General features: G+C 60.3%; 12 protein-coding genes and 3 tRNA genes. All 15 read left to right on the plus strand.

The genetic code is table 11. The features are described 5' to 3' along the window. Nucleotides 1-181: 181 nt before the first annotated feature. The 15 genes from ACZZ0G_RS22120 (at nucleotide 182) to ACZZ0G_RS22190 (ending at nucleotide 16,428) form a co-directional block, all read left to right on the plus strand. Nucleotides 182-2,839, plus strand: coding sequence for a FimV/HubP family polar landmark protein (locus ACZZ0G_RS22120; RefSeq protein ID WP_463557518.1), 2,658 nt, complete (start codon nucleotides 182-184; stop codon nucleotides 2,837-2,839). Between the two features lie 271 nt (nucleotides 2,840-3,110). Beyond that, nucleotides 3,111-3,935 (plus strand): tRNA pseudouridine(38-40) synthase TruA, encoded by an 825-nt coding sequence (gene truA, locus ACZZ0G_RS22125; protein WP_463558875.1) that lies wholly within the window; start codon nucleotides 3,111-3,113, stop codon nucleotides 3,933-3,935. Between the two features lie 65 nt (nucleotides 3,936-4,000). Then, nucleotides 4,001-4,627: a phosphoribosylanthranilate isomerase gene (locus ACZZ0G_RS22130; protein ID WP_463557519.1), complete on the plus strand. Its 627-nt coding sequence runs from the start codon at nucleotides 4,001-4,003 to the stop codon at nucleotides 4,625-4,627. A 204-nt stretch (nucleotides 4,628-4,831) separates the two neighbouring features. Continuing rightward, nucleotides 4,832-5,752 (plus strand): acetyl-CoA carboxylase, carboxyltransferase subunit beta, encoded by a 921-nt coding sequence (gene accD, locus ACZZ0G_RS22135; protein WP_463557520.1) that lies wholly within the window; start codon nucleotides 4,832-4,834, stop codon nucleotides 5,750-5,752. Next, nucleotides 5,749-7,056: a bifunctional tetrahydrofolate synthase/dihydrofolate synthase gene (gene folC / locus ACZZ0G_RS22140; RefSeq protein ID WP_463557521.1), complete on the plus strand. Its 1,308-nt coding sequence runs from the start codon at nucleotides 5,749-5,751 to the stop codon at nucleotides 7,054-7,056. The genes accD and folC overlap by 4 nt, the downstream gene beginning before the upstream one ends. Further along, the gene (locus tag ACZZ0G_RS22145; RefSeq protein WP_463557522.1) at nucleotides 7,040-7,702 is read left to right on the plus strand and encodes an SPOR domain-containing protein; all 663 of its coding nucleotides are present in this window, start codon (nucleotides 7,040-7,042) and stop codon (nucleotides 7,700-7,702) included. The genes folC and ACZZ0G_RS22145 overlap by 17 nt, the downstream gene beginning before the upstream one ends. Before the next feature lie 98 nt (nucleotides 7,703-7,800). Then, nucleotides 7,801-8,361 carry a CvpA family protein gene (locus ACZZ0G_RS22150; protein WP_007913461.1) on the plus strand — a complete coding sequence of 187 codons (561 nt, stop codon included), beginning with the start codon at nucleotides 7,801-7,803 and terminating at the stop codon, nucleotides 8,359-8,361. A 41-nt stretch (nucleotides 8,362-8,402) separates the two neighbouring features. Next, nucleotides 8,403-9,908: an amidophosphoribosyltransferase gene (gene purF, locus ACZZ0G_RS22155; protein WP_016984539.1), complete on the plus strand. Its 1,506-nt coding sequence runs from the start codon at nucleotides 8,403-8,405 to the stop codon at nucleotides 9,906-9,908. Nucleotides 9,909-9,981: 73 nt separating this feature from the next. Beyond that, a complete protein-coding gene (locus ACZZ0G_RS22160; RefSeq protein ID WP_463557523.1) occupies nucleotides 9,982-11,193 on the plus strand; it encodes an O-succinylhomoserine sulfhydrylase in 1,212 nt (403 codons plus the stop codon). Then, nucleotides 11,190-11,966, plus strand: a complete 777-nt coding sequence (locus tag ACZZ0G_RS22165; RefSeq protein WP_463387558.1) for an SDR family oxidoreductase — start codon at nucleotides 11,190-11,192, stop codon at nucleotides 11,964-11,966. The genes ACZZ0G_RS22160 and ACZZ0G_RS22165 overlap by 4 nt, the downstream gene beginning before the upstream one ends. Before the next feature lie 216 nt (nucleotides 11,967-12,182). Beyond that, nucleotides 12,183-12,258, plus strand: a tRNA-Val gene (locus tag ACZZ0G_RS22170). Nucleotides 12,259-12,314: 56 nt separating this feature from the next. Continuing rightward, nucleotides 12,315-12,391 (plus strand) — tRNA-Asp (locus ACZZ0G_RS22175). 94 nt (nucleotides 12,392-12,485) lie between these two features. Continuing rightward, nucleotides 12,486-12,562, plus strand: a tRNA-Asp gene (locus tag ACZZ0G_RS22180). Between the two features lie 502 nt (nucleotides 12,563-13,064). Next, the gene (locus tag ACZZ0G_RS22185; RefSeq protein ID WP_463557524.1) at nucleotides 13,065-15,896 is read left to right on the plus strand and encodes a xanthine dehydrogenase family protein molybdopterin-binding subunit; all 2,832 of its coding nucleotides are present in this window, start codon (nucleotides 13,065-13,067) and stop codon (nucleotides 15,894-15,896) included. Then, nucleotides 15,889-16,428: a (2Fe-2S)-binding protein gene (locus tag ACZZ0G_RS22190; protein ID WP_463557525.1), complete on the plus strand. Its 540-nt coding sequence runs from the start codon at nucleotides 15,889-15,891 to the stop codon at nucleotides 16,426-16,428. Before ACZZ0G_RS22185 ends, ACZZ0G_RS22190 begins: the two co-directional genes overlap by 8 nt. Nucleotides 16,429-16,430: the final 2 nt, after the last annotated feature.

The raw sequence follows: 16,430 nt of genomic DNA on the forward strand, positions 1-16,430 counted from the left end.
GATTCTAGGTGAGCGCTATGCTTGCCCAGATCGCTTGATAACGTGTCACCCTCCGGGACTTTCCGGGGCATCAAAGAAATGATCGCGCGCGACATCTGTCGTCGTCGCGCGCAATGCCTTACGGCAGCGGTATTCAACATCTTCTCGCTGGCCGAGGAACGTTCAAACAAAGGATGAGGCTATGGTTCAAGTTCGCAAACTGGTGTTAGCAATAGCGGCCGCCTCGGCGCTGTCCTCCGGTATGGCGCATGCCCTCGGGCTCGGGGAGCTGACCCTGAAGTCGACCCTGAACCAGCCGCTGGTGGCCGAGATCGAGTTGCTCGACGTCAAGGATCTCACCTCTGCCGAAGTGGTGCCGAGCCTGGCTTCACCTGAAGACTTTGCCAAGGCCGGTGTTGATCGCCAGGCCTTCCTCAATGATCTGACCTTCACCCCGGTGCTCAACGCCAGCGGCAAAAGCGTGCTGCGCGTCACCTCGAGCAAACCGTTGTCGGAACCGATGGTGAAATTCCTCGTGCAGGTGATGTGGCCGAACGGCCGTCTGCTGCGTGACTACAGCGTGCTGCTCGATCCCTCGAAGTTTTCTCCCGAGACCGCTGACGCTGCCGCGCAACCGGCGCCGTCGCAGACCATTACCGCGCCGACCACTGGCGCTACGCACCCGACGCAATACACCACCACGCCGCGCGACACCCTGTGGGAAATTGCCGCGAAGGCGCGCAATGGTGGCTCTGTGCAGCAGACCATGCTGGCCATTCAGGCCCTGAATCCGGATGCGTTCATTGGCGGCAACATCAACCGCCTGAAAACCGGTCAGGTGTTGCGTCTGCCTGATTCCGTGCAAAGCACGGCGCTGCCGCAATCGAAAGCCATTGCCGAAGTGGCGGCGCAGAACGAAGCCTGGCGTCAGGGTCGTCGTTATGTGGCCAAGCCGGGCACCGGTCAGCAGCAGCTCGATGCGACCAACCGTGGTCGCGGCAATACCGGTGCGGCACAGAACGCCCAGGACAATCTGAGCCTGGTCTCTGCTGAAAGCGCCAAGGCGCGCGGCATAGGCCCGGCGGGTGACGCCAAGGCGCTGAGCAACAAGCTCGCGGTCACTCAGGAAAGCCTCGACACGACCCGTCGTGACAACGAGGAACTGAAAAGCCGCATGTCCGATCTGCAAAGCCAGTTGGACAAGCTGCAAAAACTGATCGAGCTGAAGAACAATCAACTGGCGAAACTGCAGGCTGAAGGGGCGGGTGCTGCGCCGGCCGCGAACGGCGCGGTGGCGCCGGTTCCGGCGATCACTGCTGAGCTGGCTGCCACACCGCCGGCTACTCCTGCAGAAGCAGCACCGGCATCGCCGACGCCAGAATCTGCCATTGCGCCACCCGCCGAGACGCCGGTTGAGCCAGTGGTCGAACCGGTTGTCGAAACCAAGCCTGCCGCCGATGAGGAAAAGACCTTCAACGAGCTGCTGACCAACCCGATCCTGCTGGGTCTGGTCGGTGGCGGCGCCGTTGTTCTGCTGCTCCTGTTGTTGCTGCTGGCGCGTCGCCGCAAAGCGCAGCAAGAGGCCGAGAAGCACATGCGCATGGCTCGTGCGCTGTCGGAAGAGCAAGAGTTCTCCGCCGAGCAGGATCTGCCGGAAAGCAGCTTCGAAGGTCTGGAAACTCCGGCCGCTAGCGTCAAGCTCAACACCCCGGCGCCTGCTCCCGCTCCAGTCGTGGCTCCGGTAGTGGCGCCGATCGTGATGGCTGAACCGATTGCCGCGCCACTGGTGGCGCCGGCCGCCGAGCGCTCCGATGACGTGCTCGACAAGGCGCAGTCGCACATCAACGCCGGTCGCCTGAATCAGGCTGCCGCGCTGCTGGAAGAGGGCGTCAGCCTGGAGCCGCAGCGCAGTGACCTGCGTCTGAAACTGATGGAAGTCTACGGTCAGCAGGGCGATCGCGATGCGTTCGTTGGTCAGGAGCGTCAACTGGTGGCCAATGGCGACAACTTCGCCAAGGTCGAAGAGCTGAAAAGCCGCTTCCCGGCTATGGCCGTCGTCGCTGCGGCGGGTCTGGCCGCTGCTGCCGTGGCTGCCGAGCTGGACGCGCAATACGTCAAGGATCTGCTGCTGGATGAGCCTGAAGTGCCTGAGCCGGCGCCAGTGGAAGACGATCTGGACAGCGCGTTTGATCTGAGCCTGGACGATCTCGACAACATCACCCCGGTAGAGCCTGCGCCTGTGGTTGAGCCTGAAGCGCCGGTCGAGCTGGACGAGTTCCCGTCCGACGATGACCTGAGCTTCGAATCGGTGCTGCAACAGCAGACTGATATCAAAGAGAACCTGGATGATCTGTCGGACTTCGACCTGGATCTGGATCTCGGCGCCGAACCGTCGCCATCCCCCTTGGCTGAAGACGACTTCCTGCTGGATCTGGACGATGGCGTGAAGGATCTGTCGCCGGTCGAGCCGCCAGTCGTGGCTGACGTGCCGCAAGACGATCTGGAACTGCCGGCCGATTTCGATCTGTCGCTGGCGGACGAGATGGATTCCAACCCACCGGCCGAGCCTGATGCATTTGCCGCCGAGCTGGACGACGTCAATGCCGAGCTGGATCGTCTGTCGCAAAGCATTGCCGAGCCGACCTTCACCGAAGCCGATGCGGCAATCGGTGGTGACCTGGGTGAAGACGATTTCGACTTCCTCGCCGGCACCGATGAGGCGGCGACCAAACTCGATCTGGCTCAGGCCTATATCGATATGGGCGACAGCGACGGTGCACGCGACATCCTCAACGAAGTGTTGACCGAGGGTGACGAGAAGCAGCGTGGCGAGGCCAAGGAAATGCTGTCGAGCTTGTAATCAGTCCAGCGGTAAACGAAACGGCAGCCCAGTGAGGCTGCCGTTTTTGTTTGTGCCGGATCCAGTGGTGTCTGATCCAGCGCTTTCGCGAGCAAGCTCGCTCCCACATTTGGAATGCATTTCCCCTGTGGGAGCGAGCTTGCTCGCGAAAGCGGTGTTTCAGGCGACAGAGAACCCTCTGGCATCCCTGAACCACAGCCTTATAATGCCCGCCTTTGCACAAACAGCAGGCTGTCCCACCTTGGCAAACATAGATAACCCGGTCGCCGAAATGGCCCCCGACGGCTTTTACCGCGTCGCGCTGGGCGTTGAGTACAAAGGCTCGCGCTACAGCGGCTGGCAGCGTCAGCTGACCGGTGTGAAAACGGTGCAGGAAGAGCTCGAAAAAGCGCTGTCGAAAGTGGCCAATTCACCGGTTTCGCTACAGTGCGCCGGGCGTACCGATGCCGGCGTGCATGCCTGCGGGCAAGTGGTGCATTTCGATACAACCGTTGATCGATCGCTGAAAGCTTGGGTCATGGGCGCCAACATCAATCTGCCCCATGACATCAGCGTCAGTTGGGCGCGGGTGATGCCGGCGCATTTCCATGCGCGGTTCAAAGCCATCGCCCGGCGCTATCGCTATGTGATCTACAACGATCAGATCCGCCCGGCGCATCTCAACGAAGAAATCACCTGGAACCACCGTCCGCTGGACGTCGAGCGCATGGCCGAGGCCGCGCAATACCTGATCGGCACCCACGATTTCAGTGCGTTCCGCGCCGGCCAGTGCCAGGCCAAATCGCCGATCAAGAAGATGCATCATCTGCGGGTGACCCGTCACGGCAAGATGATTGTGCTCGACATCCGCGCCAATGCTTTCCTGCATCACATGGTGCGCAACATCGCCGGCGTTCTGATGACCATTGGTGCTGGCGAGCGTCCGGTGGAGTGGATGAAGGAAGTGCTGGAAAGTCGCGAGCGTCGCTCCGGCGGTGTCACGGCGCATCCGTACGGCTTGTATCTGGTGCAGGTCGAGTACCACGACGAATTCCCGTTGCCCGAGCGTTTTATCGGGCCACATTTCCTTACGGGTTTCTCCGAACTTGACGGCTGACGCCCTCGAACGCATTTGTTACCATCCGGGACTTTCCCGGATTTTACTTCGGAGTTTTTCTCGTTATGTCAGCCGTTCGCAGCAAGATCTGCGGGATTACCCGCATGGAAGATGCGCTGGCCGCCGTTGAGGCCGGGGCGGATGCGATCGGGTTCGTGTTCTACGCCAAGAGCCCCCGTGCGGTGACGGTACAGCAGGCGCGAGCGATTATTCAGGCATTGCCGCCGTTCGTGACCACCGTGGGCCTGTTCGTCAACGCCAGCCGCTGCGAGTTGGGGGAAATCCTCGATGCCGTGCCGCTGGATCTGTTGCAGTTCCATGGCGATGAAGTCGCTGAAGATTGCGAAGGCTGGCATCGCCCTTACATCAAGGCGCTGCGGGTCAAGGCCGGTGATGACATCGCGGCAGCGGTTGATGCCTACCCGAGCGCCAGCGGTGTGCTGCTCGACACCTACGTTGAGGGCGTGCCCGGCGGAACCGGTGAGGCGTTCGACTGGTCATTGATTCCGCAGGTGTTGAGCAAGCCGTTGATTCTGGCGGGTGGTTTGACTCCGGAGAACATCGCAGACGCCGTGGATCGGGTAAAACCCTATGCGGTAGACGTCAGCGGTGGGGTAGAGGCGAGCAAGGGCATCAAGGATCACGCAAAGATTCGCGCGTTCATTGACGCTGTACGCAAAGCGCCATATTGATGTGACGGCTGGCAGTCTGCCGCCGTCCATCAATGCACTTGCACAAAGCAGGCGCGGCTGAGGGTTTCTGGATCGCACGCAGGTCATGTTTCGCGCTGACCGTGGCTGTCCACCAATCATCGCCACACACATGAATTTAGCTGAAGGGCATACGCGGGGCTGCGAACCAGAGCGTTCGAGCCGCCGGTACTGGAGAAAGAAAGCATGAGCAACTGGTTAGTAGACAAACTGATCCCTTCGATCATGCGTTCCGAGGTCAAGAAGAGCTCGGTGCCTGAAGGTCTGTGGCACAAATGCCCGTCCTGCGAGGCGGTGCTGTATCGTCCGGAGCTGGAAAAGACCCTGGACGTTTGCCCTAAATGCAACCACCACATGCGCATCGGCGCACGTGCGCGCATCGACATCTTCCTCGATGCCGAAGGTCGCAACGAACTGGGCGCCGATCTGGAGCCGGTTGACCGTCTGAAATTCCGTGACGGCAAGAAGTACAAGGATCGCCTGACCGCTGCCCATAAGCAGACTGGCGAAAAAGACGCGCTGATCTCCGTCAGCGGCACCTTGCTGGGCATGCCGGTGGTGGTTTCGGCGTTCGAATTCGCCTTCATGGGCGGTTCGATGGGTGCCATCGTTGGCGAGCGCTTCGTGCGCGCTGCCAACTACGCCCTGGAAAACCGTTGCCCGATGATCTGCTTCGCCGCTTCCGGCGGTGCGCGCATGCAGGAAGCGCTGATCTCGCTGATGCAGATGGCCAAGACTTCGGCTGTGCTGGCGCGTCTGCGTGAAGAAGGCATTCCGTTCATCTCCGTACTGACCGACCCGGTTTACGGCGGTGTTTCGGCGAGTCTGGCGATGCTCGGTGACGTCATCGTCGGTGAGCCGAAAGCCCTGATCGGCTTCGCCGGTCCGCGTGTTATCGAGCAAACCGTACGTGAAAAACTGCCGGAAGGCTTCCAGCGCAGTGAATTCCTGCTGGAACACGGTGCGATCGACATGATCATCCACCGTCAGGAACTGCGTCCACGCCTGGGTAATCTGCTGGCACAAATGACTGGCAAGCCGACGCCGAAATTCGTCGCCGCGCCAATCGAGCCGATCGTGGTTCCGCCGGTCCCTGCCGGCCTATGACCGAGCGCACCCTTGGCGAATGGCTCGCCTACCTTGAACAGTTGCATCCTTCGGCCATCGACATGGGTCTGGAGCGTTCGCAACAGGTAGCGTCCCGCATGGGGCTGGGCCAGCCGGCGCCTCGGGTGATCACGGTCACCGGCACCAACGGCAAGGGTTCGACCTGCGCTTTCGTGGCTTCGTTGCTGCGCGCGCAGGGCCTGAGCGTTGGTGTCTACAATTCTCCGCACCTGCTGCGTTACAACGAGCGGGTGCAGCTCAATGGCGTCGAAGCCACTGACGCGCAGTTGTGCGAAGCCTTCGCAGCAGTCGAGGCCGGGCGCGGCGACACTTCCCTGACTTATTTCGAAATGGGCACCCTCGCGGCGTTCTGGCTGTTTCAACAGGCCAGGCTCGATGCGGTGGTGCTGGAAGTCGGGCTGGGCGGGCGTCTGGATACGGTCAATGTGGTCGATGCCGACATCGCGCTGGTTACCAGCATTGGCGTCGATCACGCCGATTATCTAGGTGATACCCGCGAATCCGTGGCTTTCGAGAAGGCCGGCATCTTCCGTCAGGGCAAGCCTGCCTTGTGCGGCGATCTGAGTCCTCCACAACCGTTGCTCGACAAGGCGCGCGAACTGGCCTGTCCATTCTTCCTGCGTGGGCGGGATTTTGACCTCGGTATTACCGACCAGCACTGGCAATGGCGCGGTACCGATGCGCAGGGTCAGGTGGTTGAGCTGCGTGACTTGCCGCTGCTCGATCTGCCGATGGAAAACGCCGCGCTGGCATTGCAGGCGTATCTGCTGCTCGGGTTGCCGTGGAATGCTCAGCAGATTGTCGCGGCATTGCAGGCGACTCGCGTGGTCGGGCGGCTGGATCGTCGTTCCTTCGAATGGAACGGCAAACGCCTGAATGTGTTGCTGGATGTCGGGCACAACCCGCATGCCGCCGAATACCTGGCCCGTCGTCTGGCGTCCCGGCCGCCGGTCGGCAAGCGTCTGGCGGTGTTCGGTTTGTTGGCCGACAAGGATCTGGATGGTGTTATCGGCGAATTGAATGCTAGTGTCGAGCATTGGGCCGTTGCGCCGCTGGATTCGCCGCGTGCACGTCCGGTGGTTGAATTAAACGCTGCATTGCAGAACCTTGGCGCCTCGGTCACGTCTTACGACAGTGTCGCCGCCGCCCTCGACGGTCAGTGCGCAGTGGCTACAAGCGACGACGAGATTCTGTTGTTCGGATCATTTTATTGTGTCGCCGAGGCCCTTGAATGGTTGGCCCGGCGCTCCACGGAGGAAGCGGCAAATGGCTTTGCTGGATAAAGCGTACAAGCAGCGCATGGTTGGCGCTTTGGTGCTGGTTGCGCTGGCGGTGATCTTCCTGCCGATGCTGTTTTCCCGTCAGGATGAGCAGCGTCAGGTAACCGTCGAGGCACCTGCCGCCCCGCAAGCGCCTGCCGTGCCACAAGTGCAGATGGAAACGGTGGCCGTCCCTGAGCCGCAAGCCTTGCCGCAAGAGCCGGTACCAACCGATGACGAGGTTGCCGAACAAGAGGTGCCTTCGGCGCCGGTTGCAGCGGCGCCGGTAGTGCCCGCGCAGATCGTCAAGCCAGCCACGCCACCGCCAACCTCGAAACCGATTCCTGCGCCTGCGCAGCCGATCACCGCTGGGCCGGGCGCCGCAGCGAGCAAGCCGGACACCACGCAAAGCCGCGTCGATGCCAATGGTCTGTCGGTGAGCTGGTCGGTGCAACTGGCCAGCCTGTCGAGCCGCGCCAGCGCTGAAAGCCTGCAGAAAACCCTGCGCAGTCAAGGCTACAACGCCTATATCCGTTCGGCCGATGGCAAGAATCGCGTGTTCGTCGGGCCGCTGATCGAGCGTGCCGAAGCCGATCGTCTGCGTGATCTGCTGGGCCGTCAGCAGAACCTCAAGGGTTTTGTTGTACGCTTCCAGCCTGAGCGCGGCTAAAAACTATCGCCTCGATTGAAATGCACTGACAATCGCAGCTTACCGAGAGGCATGCGCTCTGCTAAAATGCGCCGCCTTATCCGTCTGTAGGCTGCACTGTGCCATTTACCTGGGTTGACTGGGCGATCGTTGCAATCATCGCCATCTCCGCTTTGATCAGTTTGAGCCGCGGCTTCGTCAAGGAAGCATTATCGCTGGTGACCTGGATCATCGCAGGAGTCGTCGCCTGGATGTTCGGTGGCTCATTGTCCGAGTACCTCGCCGGATACATCGAAACCCCATCGGCTCGCGTGATCGCGGGCTGTGCCATCATGTTTGTCGCCACACTGATCGTGGGCGCAATGATCAATTATCTTATCGGCGAGTTGGTACGCGTCACCGGGTTGTCCGGGACCGATCGATTCCTCGGCATGGCCTTCGGCGCAGCGCGTGGCGTGTTGCTGGTGGTCGTGGCGGTCGGGCTGTTGAGCCTGGGGCCGGTACAGCAGGACGGGTGGTGGAAAGAATCACAGCTCGTACCAAAATTTCTATTGGTCGCTGATTGGTCCAAAAACCTGATTCTCGGGTGGAGCAGTCAGTGGCTTGCCAGCGGAATCAGCGTACCCGCTGATATTCCGTTCAAGGAGCAACTCTTGCCGTCGGCGAAAACGCCTCAGTGAGTGTTGTTCAGTTCAGATCCATTAAGTAGGGGTTGCGTCGCATGTGTGGCATCGTCGGTATCGTCGGTAAGTCGAACGTCAATCAGGCGCTGTATGACGCGCTAACCGTGCTCCAGCACCGCGGCCAGGACGCTGCCGGTATCGTGACCAGCCATGATGGCCGGTTGTTCCTGCGCAAGGACAATGGCCTGGTGCGTGACGTGTTTCAACAGCGTCACATGCAGCGTCTGGTCGGCCACATGGGTATCGGTCACGTCCGTTACCCGACCGCGGGCAGCTCGACTTCGGCCGAAGCCCAACCGTTTTACGTCAACTCGCCGTACGGCATCACCTTGGCGCACAACGGTAACCTGACCAACGTTGAACAGTTGGCCAAAGAGATTTACGAATCCGATCTGCGTCACGTCAACACCAGTTCCGACTCGGAAGTGCTGCTCAACGTGTTCGCTCACGAGCTGGCCCAGCGCGGCAAGCTGCAACCGACCGAAGAAGACGTGTTTGCTGCCGTCACCGACGTGCACAACCGTTGCGTCGGTGGTTACGCTGTCGTGGCGATGGTCACCGGTTACGGCATCGTCGGTTTCCGCGATCCGCACGGCATCCGCCCGATCGTGTTCGGCCAGCGTCACACCGACGAAGGCGTCGAATACATGATCGCGTCCGAAAGCGTTTCGCTGGACGTGCTCGGTTTCACCCTGATTCGCGACCTGGCACCGGGTGAAGCGGTCTACATCACTGAAGACGGCAAGCTGCACACCCGTCAGTGCGCGACCAACCCGTCCCTGACCCCGTGCATCTTCGAACACGTCTACTTGGCGCGTCCGGATTCGATCATCGACGGCGTGTCGGTCTACAAGGCCCGTCTGCGCATGGGTGAGAAGCTCGCCGAGAAAATCCTGCGCGAGCGTCCAGAGCACGACATCGACGTAGTCATCCCGATTCCGGACACCAGCCGTACGGCGGCGCTGGAGCTGGCCAACCACCTGGGCGTGAAATTCCGCGAAGGTTTCGTCAAGAACCGTTACATCGGCCGGACCTTCATCATGCCGGGCCAGGCGGCGCGCAAGAAGTCGGTGCGCCAGAAGCTCAACGCCATCGAGCTGGAATTCCGCGGCAAGAACGTAATGCTGGTCGACGACTCGATCGTACGCGGCACCACGTGCAAGCAGATCATCCAGATGGCCCGTGAAGCCGGCGCGAAGAACGTCTACTTCTGCTCGGCCGCACCGGCGGTACGCTTCCCGAACGTCTACGGCATCGACATGCCGAGCGCTCACGAACTGATCGCGCACAACCGTTCGACTCAGGACGTGGCGGATCTGATCGGCGCTGACTGGCTGATCTATCAGGATTTGCCTGACTTGATCGAAGCGGTCGGTGGCGGCAAGATCAAGATCGAAAACTTCGATTGTGCGGTGTTCGACGGCAAGTACGTCACCGGCGACGTCGACGAGGCTTACCTGGACAAGATCGAGCAGGCACGTAACGATGCCTCGAAGGTCAAGACCCAGGCGGTCAGTGCGATCATCGATCTGTACAACAACTGAGTTTCTACCGGCCCTGAGGGGCCGGTTTTGTATCTGACTTTTAATTTTCGTGAACAGGGCAAGGAGTGACAGCATGAGTCAGGAATGGGATGCCGGTCGGCTGGACAGCGACCTCGAAGGCGTAGCGTTCGATACCCTGGCCGTACGTGCCGGTCAGCACCGTACGCCGGAAGGCGAACACGGTGATCCGATGTTCTTCACTTCCAGCTACGTGTTCCGCACCGCCGCCGACGCCGCCGCGCGGTTTGCCGGGGAAGTGCCGGGCAACGTTTACTCGCGTTACACCAACCCGACCGTACGTGCGTTCGAAGAGCGTATTGCTGCACTGGAAAGCGCCGAGCAGGCCGTTGCGACCGCCACCGGCATGGCCGCGATCATGGCGGTGGTGATGAGCCTGTGCAGTGCCGGCGATCACGTGCTGGTTTCGCGCAGTGTGTTCGGTTCGACCATCAGCCTGTTCGAAAAGTACTTCAAGCGTTTTGGCGTGGAAGTCGACTACGTGCCACTGGCCCACCTTTCGGGGTGGGATGCGGCAATCAAGTCGAATACCAAGCTACTCTTCGTCGAATCGCCATCCAATCCGCTGGCCGAACTGGTCGACATCACCGAGCTGGCGGAAATTGCGCACGCCAAGAACGCGATGCTGGTGGTCGATAACTGCTTCTGTACGCCTGCTTTGCAGCAGCCGCTGAAAATGGGCGCTGACATCGTTGTGCACTCGGCAACCAAGTTCATCGACGGCCAGGGCCGTTGCATGGGTGGCGTAGTTGCCGGTCGCAGCGAGCAGATGAAAGAAATCGTCGGCTTCCTGCGCACTGCCGGGCCGACCCTGAGCCCGTTCAACGCGTGGATCTTCCTCAAGGGGCTGGAAACCCTGAACCTGCGGATGAAGGCACACTGCGCGAATGCTCAGGAACTGGCCGAATGGCTGGAGCAGCAGGACGGCATCGAGAAGGTGCATTACGCCGGTCTCAAGAGCCATCCGCAGCATGAGCTGGCTCAGCGTCAGCAGAAAGGCTTTGGTGCGGTGGTGAGCTTTGAGGTCAAGGGTGGCAAAGAGGGCGCGTGGCGCTTCATCGATGCCACTCGCCTGATTTCGATCACCGCTAACCTTGGCGACAGCAAAACCACGATCACGCACCCGAGCACCACCTCTCACGGCCGTCTGGCGCCGCAAGAGCGTGAAGCGGCGGGCATTCGTGACAGCCTGATCCGCATTGCGGTCGGTCTGGAAGACGTGGCCGACCTGCAAGCCGACCTGGCGCGCGGTCTGGCGGCGCTGTGATCGAGTTGTCTACGCCGACAGCAGGTACCCATGGCCGCGTTGCGCTGGTCACGGGGGCTGCGCGTGGTATCGGTCTGGGCATTGCTGCGTGGCTGATCAGCGAAGGCTGGCAAGTGGTGCTGACGGATCTGGATCGCGCGCGTGGTTCGAAAGTGGCGAAGGTACTGGGCGAAAATGCCTGGTTTATCGCCATGGACGTCGCGGATGAGGGGCAGGTGGCGCTCGGTGTTGCTGAAGTGTTGGGGCAGTTTGGTCGTCTCGATGCGCTGGTCTGCAACGCGGCGGTCGCTGATCCGCACAACATCACCCTGGAAAGTCTGGATCTGGCTTACTGGAATCGCGTGCTGGCGGTGAATCTAAGTGGGCCGATGTTGCTGGCCAAGCACTGTGCGCCGTATCTGCGTGCGCACAACGGTTCGATCGTCAATCTGGCCTCGACCCGTGCGCGGCAGTCGGAGGCTGACTCTGAGGCGTATGCGGCGAGCAAGGGCGGGTTGTTGGCGCTGACGCATGCGCTGGCAATCAGTCTGGGGCCGGAGATTCGCGTCAACGCGGTCAGTCCGGGCTGGATTGATGCGCGTGATCCATCTGTGCGTCGTGCTGAGCCTTTGGCGGATGCCGATCATGCTCAGCATCCGGCGGGCAGGGTAGGGACGGTTGAAGACGTAGCAGCGATGGTTGCCTGGTTGCTGTCGAGGAATGCCGGGTTTGTCACCGGGCAGGAATTCGTCGTCGATGGCGGCATGACCAAAAAAATGATTTACAGCGAGTAGCGCTCGTTCTTGTCCTGAATTTGCATCGAATGGATTGCCGTCTTCGCGAGCAAGCTCGCTCCGACATTTGGAATGCAATCCCCTGTGGGGGCGAGCTTGCTCGCGAAGACGTTCTGGCGGGATTGAAGCAATTTCGTCTTTTTTAGAAAAACTTCAATCCTGCTATTGACTTAGGTTCGCTACCTGCGTAAATTTCGCGGCCTCGGAGATGCAAACGGGTGATTAGCTCAGCTGGGAGAGCGTCTGCCTTACAAGCAGAATGTCGGCGGTTCGATCCCGTCATCACCCACCACTCCCCGAGAAACTTGCGTAAGCAAGAGCGTAGGCTGAAAGTGCCTGCACCGACGCGCAGCGGTAGTTCAGTCGGTTAGAATACCGGCCTGTCACGCCGGGGGTCGCGGGTTCGAGTCCCGTCCGCTGCGCCATATTGTACAAATCAGACGTTGTCTGGTTTGCGATTGAAGAGCACCGAAGCTTTCAATCAAAACGAGTTACTTGAGCGCAAGCTCAAAGCGATACGCAGCGGTAGTTCAGTCGGTTAGAATACCGGCCTGTCACGCCGGGGGTCGCGGGTTCGAGTCCCGTCCGCTGCGCCATATCTGCTCCAAGGACCACTGAACGCCTTGAAGCACCGAAAGCAGCCATCGGTTGTTTCGGAATCGATAGCAAAGACCCTGGTCGAAAGACCGGGGTTTTTTGTGTCTGAAATTTGGCTTTCCGCTTTTCTCTTCTATCCCCTCCATCCGGTGCCCTACACAAATCCCTGTGGGAGCGAGCTTGCTCGCGAAGGCGTCGGCACATTCAAAATTTGCATCGACTGGAACAACGCTTTCGCGAGCAAGCTCGCTCCCACACGGGCATACCCAGTCATCTCTGCGGTCTAGATGCGGTGCCACGTCGCATTGATTTTTTGATTCTTCAGTCAAATTTTTGTAACTGGTTGTTTGCTGCGAGCGCAGAAACCTTTAAAGTTAACCTTTCGGTCAGCTTTGCACTGTCAACACGCCCTTTGTTTCGCCAGAAAGGGCTTCTGCAAGACTCGAGATTCCCCAGTAGATAACCAGAAGGGCGGACACATAACCGCCCAGAGGATGATCCATGTCCAACCGTGATATATCCCGGCGCTCGTTCCTCCAGGGCGGGCTGGTGGCGGGTGTGAGCGTCACGCTCACGCCGCTCAGCACCCAAGCGCTGGCTGCCTTGATGGAAAACAGCGTCACCGTGCCGTCCGAGAAATGGCTCGGCAACAACGGCAAGGCGCGTCAGCGTAACGACGCATTGTCCAAAGTCTGCGGCAGCAAAGTTTTCGCCCGCGACATCCGCTCCAAGGACATGCCGGGCTGGCCTGAGCAGCAAGGCCATGCCATGCTGCTGAAAACCATCAAGGCCGACCGCATCTACGACGGCTACGACCTGTCGTGGCTTGGCGCTGACTTGCAGCCTGACCGCATCGTCACCGCCGCTGATCTGGACAAGGACGGCATCGTCTTCCCGGAAGAACATGCTCCGGACCCGTTGTTGCCGGAAGGCAAAGTGCCGATGTTCATCGGTCATCCTGTGGCGATCCTGATCTGGAACGACTTTGAGCGTTTTCGTCAGGCCAAGAACAAACTCAAATTCAATGACAAGGCGATTCGTTACGGTGCCCAAGTGCCGTTCTACGAAGGCGACCCCTATGGCAGCTTCCGCTACGTACGTGTCGGCGGCGCGACCTCGGCTGATGAAGATGAGTTTGCCAGCCTCAAGGATTCGATCCTGTTCCCGATGCTGAAAAACCGTCGTCCGGTGTGGAATTCCCAGCCCAACCTGCACGGTAACCTGACCGAGCGCGGCCTGTTCTACGCCGACCGTATGAAGAGCGAGATCGATACGCCGCCAGACAACTGGCTGGTGTTCGACGAGCGCTACAAAACCCCGTCGATCGAACCGGCCGCGATGGAGCCGGACAACGGCAACGGCTGGTACGACCCAAAAACCAAAACCCTGCACTTCGTGGTGGCCACCCAGTGCCCACTGGAAGCTGCGACCGAGACCGCGAAAATGATCGCGCCGTCGCGCTTCGGCCTCGACAACCTGAACATGCACCCGGGTTACACCGTCGGTTACGGTTCCAAAGACCACAACATTTTCGTCTACTACGCAGCTCTTGCCGCGTTGTACGGCGCTGGCGTGCCAGTGCGTCTGGCCAACGACCGCTACGAACAATTCCAGAGCGGCATCAAGCGTCACCCGTTCGACATCCGCTACCAGTTGGCAGTGGACAAGAACGACTACAGCTTCAAGATTTTCCGCGCCGAAATGAGCGTCGACGGGGGCGGTCGGGTCAACTACAGCCCATCCGTAGCGGCGGTTGGCGCCACGGCGGCGCAGTCGATCTACTACATGCCGCAGAACGACCTGCAGGTCACCGCCTACCACTCGCGTGGTGTCGAGGCAGGTTCGATGCGTGGCTATGGCACGCTGCAAAGCATGGCAGCGACCGAAATGATGGTCGACGAAATCGCCAACCGTCTGGGTGTCGACGCCATCGACTTGCGTCGCAAGAACGCCCTGCGTTCGGGCATGAAAAACACTCAAGGTGCGATCCCGGCGGGTGCGCTGCGCCTGCACGAGATTCTCGACAAGGCTTCGGTGCACGAAGTCTGGAAAAACCGCGACGCAATCAAGAAGCAACGCGAAGCCGCAGACCCGGATAACTGGTACGGCGTTGGTTTCGCCATCTGCCAGAAAGACTTCGGCACCGGCTCCGAAGCGCCGATGGCCAGCATCGAATTCACCGCTGACGGTCGCATCACCCTGCGCCACATCGGTATCGAAATCGGTACCGGCATGTCGACCTCGCAAGCCCTGGTCGTCGCCGATTTCCTCGGCAGTCCGGCGCACGAAGTGAAGACCGGCGAAACCGAATGGAAGGAAATGCAGCTGATCACCAGCGGCAACCCCTACATCATGAGCCAGGCTGAGCAGGACAACTTGCTGCGCAACCCGCGTTGGGTCGGCAAACTGGCATCGGCTTCTTCCGCGACCAACTCGGCGTACTACTTCAGCCACGCCACCCGTGAAGCGGCGCGCGTGCTGTTCAACAACGGTTTGTGGCCGGCGGCCATGGAAATCTGGCGTCAGGGCCCTTACGGCGGTCAAGCCAACCCTTATGTTGTGCGTCGCGAAGATGCGCATTGGGTTGACGGCAAACTCACGGCCAACGGCATGCAGCCGCTGAGCTTCGAAGAGCTGGCCAAGCACGCTCACGAGCGTGGTCTGGTGACAGGTGCCACTGTTCACGCATTCAACCGTTGGAGCTGGGCTGAGGCCGAATACAGCATCGACGGTGTGCGTGAACGTCTGCCGCTCGATGGTCTTGCCGTGAAATACGGTGACGGCGCGCCGAAAGCGAAGAAAGCGTTGATGACCACGTCCGGTTTCCACCTGTTGGATCGCCAGAACATCAATTACCCGGTTGTGCAGTTGAACAACGCTGCGGTGACTTACTACAGCCCGGTCGCCACGTTGGTCGAACTGAAGGTCAACAAAGGCTCTGCAGAAGTCGAAGTGCTCAACCACCATTCGTGGGTCGAGTGCGGTCGTGTGCTGGTCGAAGAGCTGGTCAAGGGCCAGATGGAAGGCGGTATCGCCATGGGCATCGGTCACGCCTTGATGGAAGAGATGCCGCTGTACGAGGGCGGGCCGGGGGAGGGTGACTGGAACTTCAACCGTTACCGTTTGCCGATGGCGCGCCACGTTGCGGTGTGGAAACAGACGTCGGAGATTCTGCCGGCACTGTCGCCGAGCGATCCGTCAAAAGGCATCGCCGAAGTGGTGATGATCCCGATTGTCGGTGCCATCGGTAATGCCGTGGCGCATGCCATCGGTAAACGTGTTCGCGATCTGCCAATCACTGCTGCGCGCATCAAGGAGGCCCTCAATGGCTAACCGTCCGCTTCAACTGACCCTCAACGGTCAATCCGTCGGCCCGGTGGACATCCCTGATGACCTGCCGATGATCGATTACCTGCACGAATACAAAAACCTCACCGGTTCGCGACTGGGCTGTGGCCAGGGCATCTGCCACGCTTGCGTGGTGATCGTCGACAACCCGGACGGCACCAGCGAAGAAGTGCGCACCTGCATCACCGGCGCGCATTACTTCGAAGGCAAGAAAGTCCGCACCATCGAATCCCACGCCAAGCGTGACGAAGCGGGCCAGGTCACTGAGCTGAACCCGATCCAGCAGCGTTTCGTCGATGAGTTCGCCTTCCAGTGCAGCTACTGCGCGCCGGGCTTCGTCAACGCCGCGACCGTGCTGGTCGAGAAGCTGCAGCGCCAGCCAATCGTCAAAAGTCAGTTGGAAAAAGTCATCGAAGACAGCCTCGGCCATCACATCTGCCGTTGCACCGGGTACGTGCGTTACTACAACGCGACCCGCAACGTGCTGACCGATCTCGGCCTGGTCAAGGAGGGTTAAGC

It is taken from the genome of Pseudomonas sp. AC169 (assembly GCF_979258515.1).